13 protein-coding genes are annotated in these 20,527 nt (G+C 67.0%); 8 read left to right on the top strand and 5 right to left on the bottom strand.

What is annotated here, in order from left to right; all coding sequences use genetic code 11:
- Positions 1 to 5: 5 nt before the first annotated feature.
- Positions 6 to 2,120 (bottom strand): cellulase family glycosylhydrolase, encoded by a 2,115-nt coding sequence (locus tag M3190_RS11795; RefSeq protein WP_251581792.1) that lies wholly within the window; start codon positions 2,118 to 2,120, stop codon positions 6 to 8.
- 100 nt (positions 2,121 to 2,220) lie between these two features.
- Here M3190_RS11795 and M3190_RS11790 point away from each other — a divergent pair, with 100 nt between their 5' ends.
- Entirely contained in the window at positions 2,221 to 4,557 is a 2,337-nt protein-coding gene (locus M3190_RS11790) for a glycosyltransferase (RefSeq protein WP_251581790.1), read from the top strand.
- A 14-nt stretch (positions 4,558 to 4,571) separates the two neighbouring features.
- Here the strand turns inward: M3190_RS11790 and M3190_RS11785 are convergent, their stop codons facing one another.
- Positions 4,572 to 6,380, bottom strand: a complete 1,809-nt coding sequence (locus tag M3190_RS11785; RefSeq protein ID WP_251581788.1) for an ATP-binding cassette domain-containing protein — start codon at positions 6,378 to 6,380, stop codon at positions 4,572 to 4,574.
- Positions 6,373 to 7,269 carry an ABC transporter permease gene (locus M3190_RS11780; protein WP_251581781.1) on the bottom strand — a complete coding sequence of 299 codons (897 nt, stop codon included), beginning with the start codon at positions 7,267 to 7,269 and terminating at the stop codon, positions 6,373 to 6,375. The genes M3190_RS11785 and M3190_RS11780 overlap by 8 nt, the downstream gene beginning before the upstream one ends.
- Before the next feature lie 141 nt (positions 7,270 to 7,410).
- On the opposite strand from M3190_RS11780, the gene M3190_RS11775 reads away from it, so the two are divergent.
- The 7 genes from M3190_RS11775 (at position 7,411) to M3190_RS11745 (ending at position 18,444) form a co-directional block, all read left to right on the top strand.
- Positions 7,411 to 8,514 (top strand): polysaccharide pyruvyl transferase family protein, encoded by a 1,104-nt coding sequence (locus tag M3190_RS11775; protein ID WP_251581778.1) that lies wholly within the window; start codon positions 7,411 to 7,413, stop codon positions 8,512 to 8,514.
- A gap of 126 nt (positions 8,515 to 8,640) precedes the next feature.
- Entirely contained in the window at positions 8,641 to 11,007 is a 2,367-nt protein-coding gene (locus tag M3190_RS11770) for a glycosyltransferase (RefSeq protein WP_251581776.1), read from the top strand.
- The gene (locus M3190_RS11765) at positions 10,986 to 11,939 is read left to right on the top strand and encodes a glycosyltransferase (RefSeq protein ID WP_251581774.1); all 954 of its coding nucleotides are present in this window, start codon (positions 10,986 to 10,988) and stop codon (positions 11,937 to 11,939) included. The genes M3190_RS11770 and M3190_RS11765 overlap by 22 nt, the downstream gene beginning before the upstream one ends.
- Positions 11,940 to 11,985: 46 nt before the next feature.
- The gene (locus tag M3190_RS11760; RefSeq protein ID WP_251581772.1) at positions 11,986 to 14,565 is read left to right on the top strand and encodes a glycosyltransferase; all 2,580 of its coding nucleotides are present in this window, start codon (positions 11,986 to 11,988) and stop codon (positions 14,563 to 14,565) included.
- 58 nt (positions 14,566 to 14,623) lie between these two features.
- On the top strand, positions 14,624 to 16,264 hold the full coding sequence (locus M3190_RS11755; RefSeq protein WP_251581770.1) for an asparagine synthase-related protein: 1,641 nt from the start codon (positions 14,624 to 14,626) through the stop codon (positions 16,262 to 16,264).
- Positions 16,265 to 16,282: 18 nt separating this feature from the next.
- Positions 16,283 to 17,377, top strand: a complete 1,095-nt coding sequence (locus tag M3190_RS11750; protein WP_251581768.1) for a hypothetical protein — start codon at positions 16,283 to 16,285, stop codon at positions 17,375 to 17,377.
- On the top strand, positions 17,374 to 18,444 hold the full coding sequence (locus M3190_RS11745) for a glycosyltransferase (RefSeq protein WP_251581766.1): 1,071 nt from the start codon (positions 17,374 to 17,376) through the stop codon (positions 18,442 to 18,444). The genes M3190_RS11750 and M3190_RS11745 overlap by 4 nt, the downstream gene beginning before the upstream one ends.
- Positions 18,445 to 18,451: 7 nt before the next feature.
- Here the strand turns inward: M3190_RS11745 and M3190_RS11740 are convergent, their stop codons facing one another.
- Positions 18,452 to 19,420 carry a glycosyltransferase gene (locus M3190_RS11740; RefSeq protein WP_251581764.1) on the bottom strand — a complete coding sequence of 323 codons (969 nt, stop codon included), beginning with the start codon at positions 19,418 to 19,420 and terminating at the stop codon, positions 18,452 to 18,454.
- Entirely contained in the window at positions 19,417 to 20,508 is a 1,092-nt protein-coding gene (locus tag M3190_RS11735; protein ID WP_251581762.1) for a glycosyltransferase, read from the bottom strand. Before M3190_RS11735 ends, M3190_RS11740 begins: the two co-directional genes overlap by 4 nt.
- Positions 20,509 to 20,527 lie beyond the last annotated feature (19 nt).

The following is a 20,527-nucleotide window of genomic DNA, read 5'->3' as shown; positions in this document are numbered from 1 at the left end:
ACATCCTAACCAGCGGGTGTCTGGGAGACCGTCGTTGTGGGACTCGGTGTGGCGGCCCCTACGGCACTCTCGACGAACTGCGGACGAACGGTCACCGGAATCGTCGCCACGCCGTCGACGGGCTCGATGGTCTTCGCGGCGCCGTTCATCGTCGTCACCGTCACAGCGACGTCGCTGCGGACGGACATCTCCGCCTCGCCCTTCGGCGCCCAGACGACACGAACGGCGTCCTCCTCATCGCCGAACCGAATGGAGTGGACACCCTCCGCCGTCTCGTCGGAGGCGAGGCTCCGGCCACCGAGGCGGGCGATCACGAGAGCCTGCGCGTACCCGACGGGCTTCGGCTGGAAGGCAGCCACGCCGGACGCCTTCTGGTAGTACATGCCGAAATTGCCTTCGTGCTTGGCCGGGTCCGGGTCATCGTTGATCAGGTCGTACCAGAAGAACTTCTCCGCCCCACTCGCGAGCGCCGTGATGGAGGTTCGGACGAGGTAATCGGCCTGAGCCGAGACGCTCCGTCCACCGGTCTTCGAGGAGCTGCCGAGCTCGGTGATCCAGACCGGCCGGGTCGTCTTACCGTTCTCCTTCATGCTGCGGTTCGCCTCGGCGATGACGTCGGCGAGCGATTCAGGATCGCTCGTGACCTCGTAAGGGTGGAAGCTCATCGCGTCTGCGTACTTCATACCGCCGGCGCTCCATAGTCCGTCGAACCACGGGGCGTCGTAGCGCGCCGTCGATCCGGCGATGATCGGGAGATCCGGATCGACGTCGTCGACGGCACTGTGGACCGATTCGAGAAGCGGCACGTAGCACGACGGCTTCGTTCCACAGGCCGTCTTGTTGAATCGCGTGTGGTTGAACTCGTTGAAGACCTCCAGGCCCACGAGATCGAATCGGTCCGCGATCGCTGCGGCGTAGTCACCGTAGGCAGCGATCGCCGCCTTGCTCGTGGGCACTTTGCCGTTGCCGTAGAGCTCATTGCCGTAGTTGACGATGCCGAGGAGGTGGACGCCGTGGGCGTGAAGTCGATCGAAACCGTTCACGTAGTGGTCGGCCCAGTCGTATGAGCCCTTGGTGGTCTCGTTGAAGCGCCACAGCACGTCGTTGCGTGCCGAGCCGAGGCCCAGCGAGGCTGTCAGGTCGGCGGCATCGGCGTAGAGGCTGTTCTCGACGTGCAGCCCGACTCCGAAACGGGGGTCCGCAGCGATAGTCGTGCCTTCGTAGTCGATGACGCCGAGCAACGTCTTCACGGTCCCCGCGCCCGTCTTGAGCGCGACGCTGTAATAACCCTCCGCCAGTCCCGTCAGCGGGACCGCCTCCAGTGCGTTCGACGCCTTCACCGTGCCCTTCGCGGCGACGTTGCCACCGGCATCCGTTGCCGTCCACGACACGTCCCCCGCTGGCGCGCGGACCGCGAGCATCGGGTTCGAGGCGGGCAGGATGAGGGAGCGGTTGACGATGGTGTCCTTGCCCTCGACCTTCTCGAAAGACGGGTTGGGGACCACATTCTTGCCATCGGCGCCCATGAGGGAGACGTCGTCGATGCCCAGTCCCGCGACCGGCCCATCAAGGATGACGCGGATCTGAGCGACCTTCGCGTCCTTCGGTGCGACGAACGTGCCGGACACCGTCGACCATGCCGCGCTCAGATCCGGGAGCGAGATCCGCTGGCCGCCCACATCGAGGGCGGCCTCCACCGCCTCAGGGAGAGGCGACAGCGACCGCACCTGCGCGGAGAACTCGTAGGAAGCGCCGGCGACGACTGCGGCGTCGACGGCGAGTGCCGCGGTCTCACCGTCGATGACAGGGGCATCGATGTAGGCGGCGACCGATCCGTCCGCAGCCTGTCCCACCTGGGGGATGACACGGGCGACCTTCGTCTTGGGCGCCTGCTTCCACGAGGCCAGCTGACCTACGGCAGGAACCGAGAGCGGCGCTGAGACCGGAGTCGGTTCGGGCGAGACGGTGGGCGTCGGCGTCGGCGTCGACGCCGACGGAGCGGGCCGCGCTGCGGGCGGTACCGACGACCCACTGGTCGTCAGAGCGACCGCTGTCCCGCTGATCGCGCCGACGAGAACGATGGCCGCGCCGATGTAGATGGTTCGCCGGCGTATCTGCATGGCGATGCCCTCCGAGGGTGTGGGAAGTGAGCGTCCATCATCACAGACCAGCCTGCGAGCGCAGAATCGACCGCGGATGCCGGGCCGTATGATCTGTGCGATGTCACCTGCGCCTCTCGTCTCCATCGTCGTCCCCGTACACAACGACGAGGGCACCATCGAGGCGGCCCTCGCATCCTGCCTGGCCCAGACCCTCCGGGAGATCGAGGTCGTCTGCGTCGACGACGCGTCCGACGACGGCACGGTCGCCGTCATCGAGCGGATGCGGCGGAAGGATGGTCGCATCCGCCTCATCCGTCACGAGGAAAATCGGTCGGCCCTGCAGGCGCGGCGCAGCGGTGTGTTCGCGGCACGTGCAGAAGCCGTGTTGTTCCTGGACGGCGACGACGAGCTGGCTCCACACGCGGCGGAGTCCTCCCTTGCCGCCATGACAGCCACGGATGCCGATCTGGTGCAGTTCGACGTCAGCGTCATCGATCGACACGGCCGATCGGGCGGTACGTACGAGAAGCGGCTCGCGCCCCGACACGCGCGGCTGACAGGTGGCGACATCCTGCGGGAACTGTTCCCACCGGGCGCCCCGGCGCAAGGGCAGCTCTGGCGTTACCTCTTCGGAGCGGACGTGCTCCGACGTGCCTATGCTCACATTTCCGATCAGCTCGTCCTGATCCGAGTGAACGATCTGCCTCTGATGTTCCTCGTCGCCGCTCTGGCGGAACGCTTTGTGTCGATTGAAGAGAAGCTCTACCGCTACCACCTCGGACGCGGAGGCAGCGGCCACGACGTCGACACGATCGAGCGGGCCCGGTTCTACGCCACGGCGATCGACTCGATCGACAGCATCCGCGAAGCCGTGGACTCAGTCTCGGTAACCACAAGCGACGCCGAGGCGGTACTCACCTCCTACTCCGCTGCCCGACTTTGGATGACGGGCTTCGTCTGTCGTCAACTGATCGAAAGAGCGGACCCCGTCATCGTCGACGCGGCCATAAGCCACCTGCGATCGAAGGTGGCCGACGACGACTTGCTCGCGGCGGCAGCGGCGTTCTCGCCCCGATCCCTTTCCGCCCTCGCGCGTCACATGTCACCCGTCCCGCTCGATCAGCGCCCCGCGAGCAGTATCCTCCTCGCCACGTCGAGCTGGCGGACCGGCGGAGTTGCTGCGGTGCTGGCGACGCAGGCTCGGCACCTGCTGGACGCGGGTTACCGGGTCGTGATCGTCGCCCGCAACGGCGGCAGCGACCTCAGCCTCGTTCCAGCGGGGATCGAGTTCGTCGAACTCGCAGAGGGGAACCTCACCCGACGCCTCGAGGCGTGGGCCGAGGTGTGTCGCCGCTTCGCGGTGGATCTCGTGATCGATCACCAGATGCTGTACACGCGTTACTGGCCGGAGTTCGCGGCGATGGCGCGGGCACACGGGGCCGCAACCATCGGATGGCTGCACAATTTTGTCGCGAGACCCCTGTTGGATCGCGATGACCGACTGCGGATCATCGAGGAGAACGCCGGCGTCCTGGCTCACGTCGTCACACTGTCCCCATTGGATGTCGCCTACTTGAAGTTGCGTGGAGTCTCGCACGCGTCGTACGTGCCCAATCCCCCCTCCGCGATGCTGTCAGAACCCGTCCGACCCACGGCGAAGCGCCTCGACAATGGCCCGCTCCGTCTGATCTGGTGGGGTCGGCTCGACGAGGGCACGAAGCGGATCAGCGAGTTGATCGAGGTGGCCGCCCACATCCGACGTCACCGCGAAGACTTCACCCTCACGGTGGTCGGCCCGGACTGGGAGGGCTTCACGGCGGCGAAGTTCAATGCGGCGGCGAGGCGAAGGGGGCTCGGTCGTCAGGTGAAAGCCGTGGGACCCCGCCGGGGGCATGAACTCCTCGCGGCGATCGATCGAGCCCACGGGTTCGTGTCGACGAGCATCATCGAGGGGTATCAGCTGACCATTGCGGAAGCGCAGTCCCGGGGCCTGCCTGTATTCATGTACGAACTCCCGTGGCTCACCCTCGTGCAAGACAACGAAGGCATCATCGCGACGGCACAATCGGATGCCGCGGGCCTCGCCGCGGCCATCGTGCGCGCCACGAGCGACCCCCACCGATACGAGAGGCTGTCGCGGGGATCGCTGGCCGCGGCCCAGCGCGCCGGTGCCTTCGACGTCGCGCAGCTCACCCGGGACGTCATCAGCGGAACCGTGACACCGGACTTCACGCCGGAGCCGACGATCGACGACGCGCAGACGCTTCTCGGCCTCTTCCGCTTCTACGCGGAGGCGGGTGCTGCCGCGGGCGTTTCGCGTCCGGCTGAGGACTCCTGGGTCGGCGCGCGACTGTGGCGAGCAGTCGCCCCGCTCGGACGCCGCGCGCTGGAAACGTTCCCCGCACTTCGCCCCCTCGCCCACCGGTTGAAGAAAGGACTGGGTATCAGCGGCTGACGGCGACGACCAGCTCAGCCAGTCGGCTCAGATGAGCCGGGCAGTGGGAGGTCGATCGTGGGCAGAGGATCGGGCGTCACGACGGGCTCCGGATCCACGGTCGGCTCAGGCGCCGGCTCGCCCGTGGGTTGCGGGGCAGGCACCTCGGTCGGCTGCGGGTCCGGCGCCGGCGCGGTGGAAGACGGCTGGGCCGAGGGAGCGGGTTGCGGATCGGACGAATCCACGGAATCTTGCACCGTGTCCGACTGCGGCGGCACGGTTCCGCTGACGGGCGCGTCAGGCGAGTTGGTCTCGACGTCCTCGGACGCATCCGACCCCCCGGACACCCGCTCGACGACCACGGAGGCGCTCGCCCGAGTACCGTCCGCGCCCTGTGCGGTGAGCGTGTACGTGCGCGAAGCCTGTGTGCACGGGTACGCCACCGTCTGAGCCTCGCTCCGAAGCGGCAGATCTCTCACCGTGGGAGATTCCAACGCGTCGACCCGCGCCGTCGCGGATGCAAGGGCTATGTCGACGGCGTCGGACACCGTCCAGGACAGCTCAACGGTGGATTCGCTCGCATCGCCGTCGCACGTGGTCGTGGGCTCCGCAGCCGCGAAAACGCCGATCGTCGGCGCGGTCATCGTAGGGTCGTCCGTCGCCACGGACGCCGCGGGCGTGCTCGCCGGCTCAGGAGCGCTCGAGAGCAGCGCGATAGCCGCACCCGCCGCGGCAGCCACCAGCAGGGTCGCGATGGTCGCGACGACGGCGACAACGCCCCGGCGCTTACGCGCACGCACCGTCTGCCTGTAGCGCTCTCGGCGCGCGATGGTCCGTGAGCTCTCCGTGGCGGGCGCTGAAGACACGACGCCGGCCGGTTCGATGAGGCCTCCGAAGATCTCCTCGATGCCGCTGGAAGACGACCCGCCGCCTCGACGCGAAGGGTCAACGGACACAGCAGCCGCCCCCGCGGGGCCGGGTGTGCGCTCAGTCGAAGGGCGAGGGTTCGGCTTCACCATGTGTGTGCCGCCCACCGCGAAACTCTGTGGGTCCTTCGTCCACTTGATGTAGTCCCGGATCACCGGCCCTGCTGGGCCATCGGCGCGGAGCTCCCCCTTATGGATCCAGAGGACGCGTTCGCAGGAATCCCTGAGCGAGCTGACGGAATGGCTCACGATCATGACGAGCCCGGCACTGTCCCGCAGGTTCCGGATGCGCTGCTCGCTCTTCGTGCGGAACTTTCGGTCACCGACAGCAAGGGCCTCATCGATGAGGAGGATGGAGTGCGTCTTCGCTGATGCGATGGCAAAGCGCAACCGCGCGCCCATTCCGGAGGAATACGTGCGCATGGGGTGGTGGATGAACTCGTTCAGCTCCGCGAAGTCCGCGATCTCATCGACGTGTTCAGCGGCTTCGGCCTTGCTGAATCCCATCGCGAGAAGGCCGAGCTTGATGTTGTCCTCGCCTGACAGCTCGGGGACCAGTGCAGCGTTGACGCCGAGGAGAACCGGCCGGTCTCTCGCCCAGATCCGACCCTCGGACGTCGGAATAAGCCCGCTCATCGCCTTGAAGAGCGTCGACTTCCCCGAGCCGTTGTGCCCGATGACACCGATCGTCTCGCCCTCGCGGGCTGTGAAGGTGACTCCACGCAGGGCGTGCACAGCCTTCAACTCCCGGCCGCCGCGGGCTGCACTGAGGCTGAGGAGGCTCTCCCTGGGTCCGACTCGCTTGCCCGACGCGTGAACGCGATACGTGACGTGAGCATCGTCCGCGACCATCATCGGTCGCGGTTCGCGCCCCTGGTCGTCCGCAGCGACGTGGCCGGGCATTGTGGAACTACTCACTGAGCCCGTACCTAGCCTCCGCCTGCCAGAAGTACACCGCCCCGACGATCAACGTCACGATCGCCCAGGCCGGAGCAGCGATCCACGCGAGAAGCGGCGCATCGTGCGAGTCCAGGAGCACCGCCCGCGCAATGGCGATGAAGTCGTATGTGGGCACCAGGTGGGCAATGGTGAGGAGAACGGGCGCGTCTGCCAGTGCTCCATCCACGTCGAAGAAGATCCCACTGACGTAGAAGAGCACCCGATTGATGATGGGGATCAGCTGCTGGACGTCCCTCGCATGGACGGAGAGTCGCGCGACGATCATCGCCACTCCGAGGTTGAAGATGCCCATCGTGAACATGATCGGAACGAGGAGAAGCCACGATGGTCGGGGTGGAACCCCCAGCACGATCAAGAGGATCCCGAGGAGCACCATCACCGGAATGATGCGCAGCGCCTGCTCAATGACAACAGCAACCGGGAGCAGGATCCTGGGAAAGCCGATGCTCTGCACGAGCTTCGCGTTCCCAGTGATCGATTTGGCCCCGGCTCCGAATGAGCCCGTGAAGAACTCGAAGATGAAGACTCCGACGATCAAGAACGGAACGAAATCCGCCGGCCGAGCCGCACCCGAGAGGACGAAGTGGAAGATCGTGCCGTAGATGATGGCCAGCGCCAACGGCTTGATGACGATCCACAGGACGCCCAGACGGTTCGGAAGCAGGCTCCCTACGAGACGGTGGCTCGCGAGGGTGAAGGCGAAGGACCTGCGGCGCCACGCCTCCCTGAGATAGGCGAGGAACGGCGGGCGCTGCCCGACGAGGGTCAGCCCGTCAGCGTCGAAATCGGAAAGCGCACGTACCACGTACCCTCTCCTTCTTCCACGCCCGGACATGGCGCGTTCCACAGTTCCCATGAACGCGCGCGTCCCTGATCATACCGCGGCGCTTCGGGGCCGCCCGGCTGCGACTCTTGGCGCCCGAACGACATCGATATGCTGAAACCCGCCCACGGTCCGTGCGCGCTGCACTGAAGGAGACACATGCTATTGCTCGTCGGCGGAGGTGGGATCCCGAATTACGGGGATGAGCTCATCATTCGTAACTGGCTCACCTGGCACGGTTCTCATTCCACGGCCGCCACCCATGACCTCATCGTCGAGGGCTACCGCTCTCGAGTGCTGCAGAGCACGTTCAGCGACTCTTTCCCTCGCGCCAAATGGTCGCACAACGTGCGCAACGCACGCCTTGCCTTCCGGGAGGCAGGATTCTGGGGCGCCCTCGACGGCGGTCTGACGTCAGGCCGCAGTGATACGCGCTCCGTGAAGTCGGCATTCGAGCAGGCGAAGTCCGCCGCGGTCATGCACATCCACGGCGGCGGTTACATCAACCAGAAGTGGCCCAGTCACGCATTCGTCCTCGGCCTCGCGGCCGCCGCCCACACGGCTTCGGGAACTCATGTGGTCGCCACGGGGCTAGGACTGGGTCCGTTGAGCGACCCGAACGCAGAACAGCGGCGTCTGCTCGACCAGGTCGTCGACTCCTTCGAACTGATCGAGGTCAGAGACGAGTTCTCGTACGAGTATCTTCAGCGCAACCTCACCGGAGCCCGTCGCGAGAAGATCATCCAGGGACTCGATGACGCGTTCCTCTACCCCGTTCCCCCCCACGAATCGAACCGCAGAACCCTTCACGTGTCCTTGCGTGACGACAAGGCCGGAGAGGGAATGATCGAACGGATGTCGCCCGAATTCGTGGGCGCGTTCGATCGTCACATCTTCTGGGCGTGCAAGCCGGCTGACACCGTGGCATACGCGAAGCTCGCGAAGAAATATCCGTTCTTCGAAGTAGCCGGAGTCCGGCAGCTTCTCGACACCCCCCGCCTCGGTGCGCGGGATGTCATGATCACGGAACGCTTCCACCCCCATCTGATGGCAGCGCGGGCCGGGGCGACCGGCGTCTTCTGGTCAGGTTCCTCCTACTACGACACGAAGCACGGCTCGCTGGTAGCGCTCGGATCTCCGTTCATCCCTGACGGCGACACCGACTTCAGCGTCCCCGAGCAGCATCGCGCATCGCGCATCGCGGTCGAGGACGCGGCAAACGTTGCTCAGAAGCAGGTCGTGGGGTGGCGAATCAGCAATCTGTCGTGATCCGAGAGAGCTCACCGGGGCGGGCGGCACGTCCGGCGGGGCCGAGGAGACGACAGACTAGGCTCGGCCCGGGGCGACCATCGGCAGTGCCCCCGTTTTGAGACAGACGAACCGGAGATATCGCGCATGTCAACCGCCCCCCTGGTCTCGATCATCGTCCCGCTGTTCAACGACGAAGAGCATGTCGCAGCTGCATTGGACAGCTGTCTACGTCAGACATCCGGAGACTTCGAGGTGATCTGCGTCGACGACGCGTCCACCGATGCGACGCCGGTGATCGTGAAGGAATACCGCGATCGGGACGCCCGCATCCGCCTCATCGAGCAGCCCGAGAACGCTTCTGCATTCCAGGCCCGCCGGGTCGGTATCCAGGCAGCGACGGGCCGATACATACTCTTCCTCGACGGGGACGACGAACTCGCCGGCGAGGCGGTCGCGACGAGCGTCGCAACGGCGGAACGAACGGGCGCCGACCTTGTCGGGATCGGTGTGCAGATCGTCGCGGACGCGCAGAACTTCCCCGCGCGCTTCCAGGCGGCGCTTCAGCCGCAATTCGCCGAACTCCGGGCGCCGGCGATCGTCCCGTCTCTCTTTCCTCCCGGTAAGCCGGCGAATGGACACCTGTGGCGATACCTCTACCGCCGACACCTCCTGGAATCGGCGTACGCCGGCATGCCCGAAGATGCCAAGTTCTACCGCGCGAACGACCTCCCGATCGCCTTCCTCGCCATCGCCGCCGCGCAGACCTACACGTCCGTGAAGCAGCCTCTCTACCTCTACCATTTCCGGCGCGGGACGAGCGGGCACGCCATAGCGGATGTAGGCCATTTCGAGTTCCTCTCCAGCGGCTTGCGTCCGATCACGGCTGCTGAGGATGAGGTCATTCGCGTCGCGGCAACGCACGGGGAGCCCGACACCCTGCTGCAGAGTTACCGCTCGGCGCGCCGCTACCTCATGGGCAGTCTGTTGCGGACGTGCGCCGCGATCACCGACCGCGAACTCCGGCGCACGTGCGTCGATCGACTGGCCGAACAGACCGGCGAGCAGACGATGATCGAAGCTGCACTCGAGTTCGCGCCCGAGACACTCGCTCTCCTTACGACTCGCGCGGCTTCGACGCCCGCACCCCGGCGGAAAATCGACCACGTGCTCCTCACCACGGCGCACCTCGGGACGGGCGGTCTGCAGGGGGTGCTCATCGAGCATGCCGGCGCACTCGCCCGGGCGGGTTATCGGGTCACGATCGCGCTGATGCGCGAGGCCGAGAATGAGATGGAACTCCCCCCGGGCGTTTCCCGCGTAGTCGTGGGCGGCACACTTCTCGCCGACCGCGTCGCCCAATGGCGACAGATGTGCACGGAACTCGACGTCGACGCGATCCTGGATCACCACATCCTTTACAACGAGAACTGGCCGTGGTTCGTTCTCATGGCGCGGTCCCTGGGCATACCGACCTATGGATGGCTGCACAACTTCGCTCTGCGCCCGGTCTTCGATGGCACGACGCGCATCGAATTCCTTTCCCAGCATCTCGGGATCCTCGCGAAGGTGGTGACCCTGTCATCGACGGACGTGGCTTTCTGGAAGCTGCGCGGACTCGAGAATGTCGTGTACTTGCCGAATCCACTCTCCCGCCTTGCTCGCGAAGCTTTGGAGGCACCCCCATCCCGCAGCTATTCGGAGGGACCGATTCAGCTGGTGTGGTGGGGAAGATTCGATCCGACGACCAAACAGGTGCTGCACCTCATCGAAGTCGGCGAGCGGCTGTCGGCGCGAGGAGTCGATTTCACCCTGACGCTCATCGGACCGGACTCCGCTGCCTTGCCCAGCAGGTCGGTCCTGGAGTACGCGCAGAAGCGCAACATCGGCGACCGGATCCGTCTGCTGGGCGATCAAACGCCGACTGAGCTCTCGACCATTCTCTCGTCCGCTCACATCATGGTCCTCACGAGTGCGATCGAAGGCTCGCCGCTGACCTTGTTGGAAGCGCAAGCTCTCGGGTTGCCCGTCGTCATGTACGACTTGCCTTGGATCTCGCACACTCGCGATAGCCCTGGGGTCCTCACCGTCCCGCAGGACGACCGCGACGGCATCGCAGCCGAGATCGCAACGATCGCAGCCACGCCGGGGGGTTACGCCGCCCTGTCCGAATCGAGCGTTTCCTTCGCACAAAAGGTGGCGTCGCTCGATGTCGGCGCCCTCGTGGTCGACCTGATCGAGGAGCAGTTGGGGCGCGAGTTCTCTCCGGAGCCGTCGGTCGACGACGCGAAACTGCTGCTCGCGTGGATGGTGCGCTTCTCGGAACGAAATGCGCGATACATGCGACGCACGCGCAACGCATCCAGGGAGGGCGAACGCGTACGGCGCAAGCTCGATCAGATCGAGAAGGGCGCCTCGTTCCGGATCGGCAGGATCGTCACATTCCTCCCACGGGCTGCCCGCAGGCTCATCAAGCGGAGCGGGATCGCCGCGTGGAGGCGACGGTCAGGGTGACGGCGGACCCCGACATCTCATTCGTCGTCCCGCTCTACAATGCGGCACCGTGGGTCGGACAATGCGTGCAGAGTCTGCTGACCCAGACCGCGACCAGCCTCGAGGTGGTCTGCGTCGACGACGGGTCCACAGACGACAGCCTCGCGATAGTCGAGCGCATCCGGGAGACCGACGAGAGGGTGACAATCCTGCGTCAGCCCAACGCGGGACAGTCGGTGGCTCGCAACAGGGGCCTCGATGCGTCGCGCGGCCGGTACATCGCTTTCGTCGACAGTGACGATTACTGGGTATCCGATGTTGCTAGCGAACTCGTCGCGCGCGCGGACAGCGGCAGTCTCGATGTCCTCCTGTTCGACGGCATGGCCACCCGCGACGGAGACATCGACGACGCTCTCTGGTCGTGGTACTCGACGTACTACGACCGCACATCCTCCTACCGGCGGGTTCGTCCCGGCTTGCGCGTTGCTGCGCGGATGCGGCGGCGAGGCGACTACAAGCCCCATGTCGGCCTCTACCTCTCCAACCGCGCTCACCTCGTGCATTCCGGGGCGCGGTTCATTCCAGGCATCGTCCACCAGGACAACCCCTTCACCTTCGATCTGCTGCTCTCCGCGGAGCGGGTGGCTCACACTCGCACCCAGGTTTATGCGCGTAGGTTGAGACCGGGATCGACGATCACCGCGCTCAACACGACGCGCTCCGTCGAGGGGTACTTGATCGCGCACGCACACATGCTCGGAGCTCTAGAGGCTGTGAGCTCTGCCGTTTCACGCCGGGATAGGCGCGCACTGACGGACATCGTCGCGCACACGTTCCGGGGAGCTGAGAGACAGCTCGCCAAACTGGGAGCCGACGATCGCAGACGAGTGATCGATACCCTCCGCCAACGCGGCGTCCCTTTCGCCGACGAAGCCGACCGACGAACTCGATGAATCCACACGAGCGCGACGAGCGCTCACGACATCCGAAAGCGACCAGATGAAACCTCGGGTCTCCATAATCATCCCGCTCTTCAACGACGCTGACCACGTCGAAGCCGCTATCGAGAGCTGCCTGGCACAATCGGTCCGCGAGATCGAGGTGATCGCCGTAGATGACGCATCGTCCGACGGCACGGCGCAGCTGGTAGAGGAGCTCCAGAAGCGCGATGCACGAGTTCGACTGATCCGGCAGGAGGAGAACCAGACAGCGTTTCAGGCGAGACGAGTCGGAGTGCTGGCGGCCCGCGCGCCACGAGTCCTCTTCCTCGATGGCGACGATGAGCTCGAACGTGAGGCTGCAGCCGAGTCCCTGGCTCAGGCCGATGCCAATGATGCCGATGTCGTGGCCTTCGGCTGCACAGTTGTGAAGCCGGATGGGACCAGCGGCGGCGGCTTCGAACGAGCAATGCAACCGCAGCATGACGTCCTGATGGGGGACGACATCGTTCTGAATCTGTTTCCCGTAGGATCGACGGCACAGGGTCAGCTCTGGCGCTACCTCTTCGACAGGCAGCTGCTCACGGGCGCCTATGACTCGCTCCCTCCGGATCTGCAGCTCCCGCGCGCGAACGACCTTCCCCTCGCCTTCCTCGCGCTGGCCAGAGCTCGGAAGCTGGTGTCAACGCCCTCGAAGCTGTACAGGTACTTCTTCAAGCGAGGCGGAAGCGGGCACACCGTCGCCAGCGAAGAACAGTTCGCGTTCATGAGCTCCGCGATCGATTCCATCGAGGCGATCCGTCGCGCCGTCGAGCTCGAATCCTCGCGACGCCATGATCCGCAGTCCTTCAGGGACACGTATGAATCGGCTCGCCTGAGCATCGTCGGACGCGTCCTCGATTACGCGTACCAGATCCCGGACAGCACACTGCGGGAATCCAGTATCGAGGCACTCATCGCGAAAACCGGCGCCGACGATGTGGTGATGGCCGCGGCTGACTACTGCAAGCAAGCGCTCCCGATCCTCACCGAACTCTTCCGAGTTCCGGACCTGCAGGGTCGGTCTCCACGTCACGTCGTCATCCGCGCGACCAATCTCGGCACCGGTGGTGCGCAGGGAGTGGTCGTCGCGCAGGCACGCCATCTCGCGCAGGCGGGCTTCAGGGTCACGATCGCGATCGAAAGCTCCATCGAGTCGGACTTCGTCCTTCCCCCCGGCGTGCAGGTGCACAGACTGGTGGGCGACACCTTCTCGAGTCGCCTCCGCGCCTTCGCGGTCTTCTGCGAAGACACCGCTGCCGACGTCGTCGTCGATCATTACGTCTTCTACAACGAGAGGTGGCCCTTCTTCGCCCTGATCGCCGCGAACCGCAACATCCCGACGATCGGGTGGCTTCACAACTTTGCGCTGCGGCCGATCGTCGACGGCTCCACTCGCCTGTCTTTCCTCGATCGACACATGCAGATCCTCTCGACCGTTGTCGTGCTGTCACTCTCGGACGTGGCGTACTGGAAGCTCCGCGGTTTCCCCAACGTCGTGTACCTCCCGAATCCGCCATCGCCGCTCCTCGATGACCTCGCGCCGCGCACCGAAGCCCGCACCGCTCCCGACGAGGTCGTCGAGCTGATCTGGTGGGGCCGCCTCCAGCAGTCGACCAAACAGGTGAGAGAGATCATCGAAATCGCGGCGGTCCTCGACGAGATGAGGGTCGCGAGTCGGATCAAGATCATCGGGCCCGACGGGCCCGACCTCAAGCAGACCGACCTGGCGGACCTCGCGCGCAGCCGCGGCCTGAGCGAGCACGTGGAGTTGGTTGGCCCGCTGCGCGGGAGTGAGTTGTTGGAAGCGACGGCGAGCGCCCACATCTTCGTCAGCACGAGCATCATCGAGGGTTACCCGCTCGCGCTTGTCGAGGCACAAGCGATGGGGCTGCCCATCGTGATGTACGAGCTCCCCTGGCTCGCGACGACCGACGGCAATGAAGGAATGATCCAAGTGCCGCAGGGAGACCGCAGAGCTGCGGCAGTCGAGATCGCTGCACTCGCCGGAAACTCCGAGGAGTATCGGCGGAGGTCGTCCGCGTCCTCGATCGCCGCCATGCGCGCGACGTCTCACGACTATGACGAGCTGTACGCCAACCTGGTTCGCGGGCGCCTGCGGAGCGAGGAGTCCGATGCGCCGGGCGCAGCGGAGACGCGTCTGCTGTTCCACCAGAACGTACTGTTCCTCGAACGCCTCATCAACAGAGAGCGGCGCGCGATCGCTCGCGCGCGGGAGGATTACAATCGCGCCCGTCGCGGACTGGCACGCGCCAACGAGGCTCTCGAGGAGTCGAAGAACGAGAACATCGCGCTGCGGGCACAGATCGAGCAAATGACCCAGATCACATCGCGCAAGGTCTCAGTTAAGCCACTGAAGACCGCCGCGCCCTCGGTCGCGCGGACTGGGTTCAGGCGCTTCCTGGGTCGGCTTCTGCCAGCATCGACGCATCAGGTGAGCTTCTTCGCTCGACACAACTACGATGTCAGCCTCAAGCAACATGATCAGTTGCTGCGCAACCAGTCGACGCTGAATGATCAGCTCGCCGCCATCCAGGCCCTGCTCCAGACCTCGATCGACGAGGGGAAGCGATCCCGATGAGCACCTCGAGCGGACCAGCCGCTCCTCCGGCTTTGCCGGCGGAAACGGGGGACATGTGATGACGTTGGAGCCCCCGTTCGAAGAGTTCATCTCGCAACCCTTTGTGTGCGGGGCGTTCGGGCCAGACCACGATCAGCTCTTCGCGTCCCTGGTGTCCGGCGCGCCGGCTCCTGTCTCGGTCCTGCACGACGATGACCGAGCGAAGTTCGCGGCTTCGACCTCTGCGGGCCTTGAGCGAACGGACGCAGGGTGGACCTGGGGTCGATACGTCGCTCGCCGAACGACGGCGAGCGATCCGTCCCACGCCTCTTTCGATCTCGGTCTCGCGGGCTTTTGGCCCGCTCGGCCCTACCCGGTGGTCCACACGGATTGGTTGGGTACGCAGGAGATCTTCTTCCGGCGGATCGCCGACACGACCTACTGGGCGAACCGGATCGGCCCTCTCGCCCGCTTGGGTCGGCTCCCGCTCACTCCGGATATCGAGGCGTGGCGCGCGTTTCTCGTGGTCTCCGGCTTCTGGGGTGGGAGAACCCCCTTCCGAGAGATCACCCGGCTCTCGGCTGGAGAGCAGCTGGTGTGGGAGATCGACGGAGCAACCGTGCGTACTCACACCCCGCGGTGGCTCGATCCGCAAACGTATGACGCGCGTCCTGAGGATGTGGCCGACGCGCTGGAGGCGGCCATGCCGGATCCAGATCGAGAGCTCGTCAATCTCACGCTCTCCGGTGGGCTGGATTCGAGGTTGCTGGTTGCGGCACTCATGCGAAGGGGCACTGCCCTGCCCACCGCATGGTCGACGCCGCACGAGTCCGGACTCGAGGACGACCTCGTTCTCAGCCGCACCGTCGCGCAACGTGCGGGGATACGTCGGATCGAAGTGGATTACGGTGTCGAGGACTGGGTGCGTGAGCGTCGCACCACAGCGGCTCGCTTGGAGCATGCGACGCCGATGCACAACTGGTTCGCCCCCCTCGCCGCAGCGATTCGGAGCAACAGCCCCGGTAGCACTCTGGTCGACGGCCTCGGCGGCGACGTCCTCATGAAGTACCACGGCGCTCCCCCCGACGATCACGCAGGCGATGTCCTGGGCTCGGTCTGGAACGCACTGGGGGGCCTCGGTTTCCGCAAAAGCGAGCTGTTCGTCGCCGACGCTTCACAGAAGTGGGAACGGCAAGCTCATCACGCTTGGCGCGCAGAGATGCAGACGTGGCAGGAGCATCCCTTCGCCGAGACCGCTTTGCGCCTCCTCACACGCACTCGGAGAAGCATCGCCTCCGCCCCATTCCGCGTGTTCGGACCAGAACTGCGTGTGATCACGCCCCTGATCGATCCCGAAGTCGTCAGAGTCGTCCTGGCCGTCCCGCCGCTTCCCCCTGACGACCGTGATCTGCGGCGGCATGTCCTTGCCCATCTGGACGGCACGCTGGCGACCATCCCGTCGACAGCGGATGAGACGCACACGTCGAACGGCAACATCGTCGAACGTGGCGCCAGTTCGGCCACTTCCGCCCGATCCCTCGTGTCTGACATCAGGGATGTTCCCGAAGTCGACGCCCTGTTCATACCCGGTGCCCTCGACAAATTCGCGGCTCGCGAAGGTCGCGGCACGATTCCCTGGCCTCTCCGGCGAGCGGCGACTCTGGCGGATTGGGTCGAGACCTGGCGCGCACGCCTCGATCAGATCGACTTCACCGTCTGACGGCCAGCTAGAGAAAGTGTGACGCCCCTGCTCCCCTCTGCTCAACGCCCCACGCGCACCCTGATCTCCGCCACCGGCCCCGCCGGCAACATCGGCGATGCGCTCATCCGGCGCGAGGCTGTCCGGTGGGCGGCCGGAACCTCCGACGAGCTCGTCGTCTACGTCGGCGAAGCTCCCGACACCTGGCTCCGCCAGCTCGGACTCCCCACCGGAACCCGCGTGCTCCGCTCCAAGCGGAGCGTCGCGAAGTGGCTCTGGCTGATCGCGACCGCGCCGCGGCATCCGGTTCTCGTCTTCGAATCAGGCGAGATCCCGCTGGACCGCGGCAACGTGCTCCGCGAGCTCGTCTTCCTCGCCGAGACCGTCCTGGTGCGACTGAAGGGCGGCGTGGTCGTCCGGCCGCCGCGCGGCATCCGCGCGCCCACCCAACCCGCCACGGCCCTCCACTCGCTGGCAGCCCGACTGTCGCAGTTCGCCCTGTGGCGGGATGCCGCGAGTGCGGCCCTCGCCGGCGGAAGCCGTGTCGTGCCCGACATCGGTTTCGCCGCCGGCATCCGGCCCGGTACCCCCCGGGAGGATCGCCGCGACCTCGTCGTCAGCCTGCGCGGGACGCGGCCGATGCCGAACGAGGACTGGTGCGGCGCCGTGCGCGCGTTCGCCGCATCCGAGGGGCTCCGCATCCGCACCGTCGTACAGGTCCGTGAGGACGAGACCCGCGCCCGCGAGCTCGCCGACGCCCTCGTCGGCACGTTCGAGCCATGGGGAGACACCGACCCCGTCACCCACGAAGCCCGTCTGCGCGAGCGCTACGACGACGCGCGCCTGGTGATCAGCGACCGCATGCACGTCCTGGTCCTCGCCGCCCTTTCGGGGGCTGCTCCGCTCGAGCTCGTCCCCGCCCCGACCCACAAGGTCACCGCGGCCTTCGCCACCATCGGACTCACCGATCTCACCGCCGACGCGGCGATGCTGACCGCGGCCGACATGCAGGAACGGATGCAGCGGCAGATCGACCGCGCCGACGAGGTCACCGAGAAGGTCGCCGGCGCCGCCGCCGAACTCGCGGCGATCGATGGCGAGATCCGCGCCGCGATCCGGAAGGTGCGGGCGTGACCGGCGCACGCGTCCTCTTCCTCTCGCACACGCATCTCTTCGGCGCCTTCCGCGTCGGCAGCCACCACTACGCCCGCGAACTCGCCCGCCTCGGCGCCGAGGTCGTGCACCTGTCCACTCCGATCTCCGTCGCGCACCGGATCACCGGGCGCGTGCCGAAGACGGTCGTCGACAGCGTCCCCCGGCATCCGTTTCGCGACGACGACGGGGTCACGCATATCGTCCCCCGCACGGTCCTCCCCCGCCCCTGGGGGGCCTTCCGCGTCGCGCGGGCACTCACCCGCGCCGGGATCGAGGCACGATTCGACGCGGTCCTCATCGATCAGCCGCTGCTGTGGGACGACACCGTCCGCGGCCTGAGCGACACGCTCGTCTATCGACCCACCGACCTCTACCCGGACGGCCTCAAACGCGCACTGCAGGAACGCATCCTCGCCTCGGCGGATGCCGTCGTCGCGACCTCCGGAGCCGTCCTGCGCGACCTCGGCCACCTCACCCTCCCCTCGCTCGTCATCGAGAACGGCGTCGACCTCGATGCCTTCACGGACGCGACGACGGATGCCGAGACGCGCCCCACCGTGTGCGTGTACGTCGGCGCCCTCGATGCCCGCTTCGACTGGCAGCAGGTGCGGACGTGGGCGACCGCGCACCCGGACATCCGCTTCACCGTCGCCGGCCCACACGCCGCACCGCACACCGCGCTGCCGGACAACGTCGAACTCATCGGGCCGGTGCCGTACGCAGACCTCCCCCGGCTCCTGCACGGCGCCCGCGTCGGCCTCCTCCCCCTCTCGGACGATCCCTCCAACGAGGGCCGCAGTCCGATGAAGCTGTACGAGTACCTCGCGGCGGGCCTCGCCGTCGTCTCCCGGGCGACCCCCGGCATCCGCGCCGACACGGAAGCCGGCATCCACACCTACGACTCGCCCGAGACGGCTGATGCCGCGTTGACGTCGGCGCTGCGGCGTCCCTCCCCCAACCTGGCTGGTCGACGCGCGGCCGAGAACCACACCTGGGCGGCGAAAGCCGGTGAGCTCGCGACCTTCCTCGCCGGACTCGCCGACTGAGCGGACGTCAGTCCAGCGCCTCCTGCAGCGTCGCGCCCACGATGCGCGCCGTCCGGTCCCAGTCGTAGACACCGGCGGGGGCGGAAACCGTCCGGGGCGACTCGATCGCCTCGACCATCGCAACCGCCCACTCCTGCGCGTCGCGCGCATCCCCGAGGGACCAGCCGCGCCCCGCCACGATCTCGGCGACGGCGCGGCATCCGCCCCAGTGGATCACGGGCGTTCCGCTCGCCACTGATTCGAGCGCGGGCAGGCCGAACCCCTCCAGGAGCGACGGCATCACGGTCGCCGCCGCACCGCGGTACAGCTCGGCGAGGCGCTCGTCGTCCACCCCCGTGAGGACGTCGACCCGCGAGGAGATCCCTGCCGCCGCGGCCAGACCCCGCACCTCGTCCGCCTCGCCCTCGGGAACGACGGTGCGCAGACGCACGCCCGGAGCCACGGCGACGCCGCGCAGCACGACACCGAGGTTCTTGTGCGCCCGGGTGTTCCCGACGAAGAGGACATAGGGATCGGATGCCGCCTCGCTCGCCCCCTCGGGCGTGAACACCGCCGAACAGCCGTTGCCCGCGTTGACGACACGCACGGTGTCGTCCCGCAGCCAGGCTCGGATCGCCTCGGCCGACGTCTCGGACACGGTGAGGACGACCCCCGCCCGGCGCACCACGCGGCGCACCGGCCCGTTGTAGTAGGCGAGGAACTTCGCCCGCCCCGGCCAGTCCGTCTGCAGCTGGATGAGGTCGTGCACCGTGAGCACCTGCCGTGGCGCGCGCAGCAGCGCGCCATACCCGGGCGAATAGACGACGTCGGCCTCGCCGAGCCCGGGCAGACTTCGGAACGCATCGAAGGGCGCGTAGGGCGTGCCGGTGAGAGACAGACCCCGCCACGGCAGCTCGAGGCGACCGAGCACCTCCCGGGCGTACCGCCCGATCCCGTGCGCGCCGCGGTACCGGTCATCGACGAGCAGGCGGCTCATCGGGTCTCCCGGGCGACCCACGCGGCGATCTCCCCCTCGAAGACCGGTCGGTCGAATTCGTAGGCGCGCCGCACGCACGCGGAAGGGTCGGCGGCGGCAGCGCGCTCCACGGCGGCCGCGAGCTCCGGCGCCGTCCACTCGCGCACCAGCGCCCCGGTCACACCGTCGACGACGCTCTCGGCCACTCCGCCGACGGCGTTTCCGACGACGGGTGTCCCCGTCGCCATCGCCTCGACGGGCATGATGCCGAAGTCCTCGACCGCGGGGAACACGAGCGCGACGGCAGCACGGTACAGCGCGGCGAGCAGTGTCGACGACGGATCGCGCACGATGGTGACGGGGTGGCCGCGGTCATCCGCGTACGCGCGCAGCCTCACCTCGTCGGCCCCGCCGCCGGCGAGGACCACCGGCAGGCCCGACGCGATGCCGGCATCGATCACCAGCTCGAGCCGCTTGTAGGGCACGAACCGCGAGACGCCCAGCAGGAAGTCGTCCGGCAGTGTCGTGATCACCGCGTGCGTCTGGTCCGTCGCGACCGCCTCGGCGAAGCGCGCCACGTCGATCGGCGGATGGATGACCGTGGATTCACGGTCCCATGCCCACCCGACGCGCTCCGCGATGAAGGCGCTGTTCGCAGCGATGGCGACGGGCTCGGCCGCCCGCCGGCGGTCCAGCGGCTTCAGCAGCGCCGATGCCGCCCGAGCGGCGACCCCCTGACCCCGTCCGTCGAGCTCGGGCGCCCAGATGTACCGTGCGGGGGTGTGCGTGTACACGAGCTTCGGCGCATCGCCCGCGGGCCCGCCGAAGCGCGCGTGATGCGCGAACAGGTGGCTGCTGCACAGGACCCAGTCCGCGTCCCGCTCCGGCAGCATCCGCCACGCGAACGGCATGAGCGGAAGCGCAGCGGCCTTGCGACCCTTGAGCGAGGTGCGCGCGAGCACGGTCTCCTCGACGCCGTCGAACCGTCCCCCGCTCTCGTTCCACAAGCACCAGCGCTCCGCGTCGGAGAACACGTCGCCCAGCACGGCGAAGACGTTCTCGGAACCACCCCGGGGCGAGAGCCACTCGTGGACGAGGATGCCGCTCACGATGCGACCCGCTTCACCT

Source organism: Microbacterium oleivorans (assembly GCF_023715745.1).
GTDB classification, from domain to species: Bacteria; Actinomycetota; Actinomycetes; order Actinomycetales; family Microbacteriaceae; genus Microbacterium; species Microbacterium oleivorans_D.
This window is presented reverse-complemented; position numbering and strand designations above follow the sequence as displayed.